This window comes from Neisseria sp. P0021.S005 (assembly GCF_051956955.1).
Genome location: NZ_JBQCWY010000664.1, coordinates 1 through 1,685 on the forward strand (window position 1 = coordinate 1; position 1,685 = coordinate 1,685).

Below are 1,685 nucleotides of genomic sequence, written 5' to 3' on the forward strand. Positions count from 1 at the left end.
GTTTGGTTGTCGGCATCAGCGGTGCCAGCGGTTTTCAGTATGGCGTGAAGGCTTTGCAGCTTTTGCGTGCGCATCAGGTAGAAACGCATTTGGTGGTTTCACAAGGGGCGGAAATGACCCGTACTTTGGAAACGGATTACACCAAAGAAGACGTTTATGCTTTGGCAGATGTCGTGCATTCCATCCGTAATGTCGGGGCAAGCATTGCCAGCGGTTCGTTTTTGACGGACGGAATGTTGATTGCGCCGTGTTCAATGAAAACTTTGGCTTCGGTTGCTCACGGGTTTGCCGATAATTTGCTCAGCCGTGCGGCGGATGTAACGTTGAAAGAGCGGCGCAGGCTGGTGTTGATGGTGCGTGAAGCGCCGTTAAACTTGGCGCACATTGAAAATATGCGCCGCGTGACAGAGATGGGCGGTATCGTGTTTCCTCCCGTTCCGGCTTTATATCAGAAGCCTGAATCCATCGAAGATATGATTACACACAGCGTCTCTCATGCTTTGGACTTGTTCGGCATCATTCAAAACGATGTGCCGCGCTGGCAGGGCTGATGTTTCAGACGGCCTGAGCATAATTTCGTCTACTGCGAAGGAAGATAAAAACCATGCAAACGATTCCTGTCAATATAGTGAAGTTTTTGAGCAATCATCATGTCGTCAGTATTGCTGCTGCGGAAGAGGGCGAAGTTTGGGCAGCTTGCTGTTTTTATGTGTTTGATGAGGTGAATGCCCGATTGATTGTGCTGACATCTTTGAAAACGAAGCATGGCGGAATGATGAGTCGTTCTGCCAAAGTAGCCGGTACCATTGCCGGACAACCTGACAGCATCGCAAAAATCAGCGGCATTCAGTTTGCGGCGACTGCCGCTTTGATTGAGGATGAAGCGGATTTGAAAGCGGCGCAGTCTTTGTATTACAAAGCGCATCCTGCTGCTCGAGTGATGAAAAGCGATGTTTGGGCATTGAATTTGGACAGTTTGAAATTCACTGACAATAAATTGGTATTCGCACAAAAAACGTACTGGAATCGCGAGGATTAAGAAAAGGCCGTCTGAAAGATGAAATTTCAGACGGCCTTTGGTAATGTTACAAATTAATCGTGTCCGAGATCGACAGTTTTGTCTTTGTAACGTGTATCGGGAACCAAAACGATTTTCTCGTCCACTTTGCCGATGGCTTTCACGTCTTTGCCCGGATAGTCCAGCTGATGCAGGAAGTAGCGGATACAGTTCAAACGTGCACGTTTTTTGTCATCGGAACGGATGATGACCCAAGGCGCGTCGCCGGTGTGGGTGTGGAAGAACATGGCGTTTTTGGCTTCGGTGTAGTCGTCCCAGCGGTCGAGCGACTGGATATCCACAGGGGACAGTTTCCAGTGTTTCAGGGGGTCGTCGCGGCGGGAGATGAAGCGGCGGAGTTGTTCTTCACGAGATACGGAGAACCAGAATTTGAACAGATGGATGCCGCTGGCAACCAGCATACGTTCCAATTCAGGGGTTTGACGCATGAAGAGCAGGTATTCGTTAGGTTCGCAGAAGCCCATTACGCGTTCTACGCCGGCACGGTTGTACCATGAGCGGTCGAAGAATACCATTTCGCCTGCGGTCGGCAGGTTTTGGATGTAGCGTTGGAAATACCATTGGCCGCGTTCGGTAGTGGTTGGTTTTTCCAAAGCAACCACGCGCG

2 protein-coding genes and 1 pseudogene are annotated in these 1,685 nt (G+C 49.9%); 2 read left to right on the forward strand and 1 reads right to left on the reverse strand.

Features of this window, described 5'->3' with window-relative positions; genetic code table 11:
• Positions 1-2 precede the first annotated feature (2 nt).
• On the forward strand, positions 3-551 hold the full coding sequence (locus tag ACTHUE_RS18080; protein ID WP_440424108.1) for a UbiX family flavin prenyltransferase: 549 nt from the start codon (positions 3-5) through the stop codon (positions 549-551).
• A gap of 53 nt (positions 552-604) precedes the next feature.
• Positions 605-1,039, forward strand: coding sequence for a pyridoxamine 5'-phosphate oxidase family protein (locus ACTHUE_RS18085; protein WP_070843303.1), 435 nt, complete (start codon positions 605-607; stop codon positions 1,037-1,039).
• Between the two features lie 53 nt (positions 1,040-1,092).
• Here the strand turns inward: ACTHUE_RS18085 and ACTHUE_RS18090 are convergent.
• Positions 1,093-1,685: pseudogene (locus ACTHUE_RS18090) on the reverse strand (polyphosphate kinase 2); the annotation flags it as partial.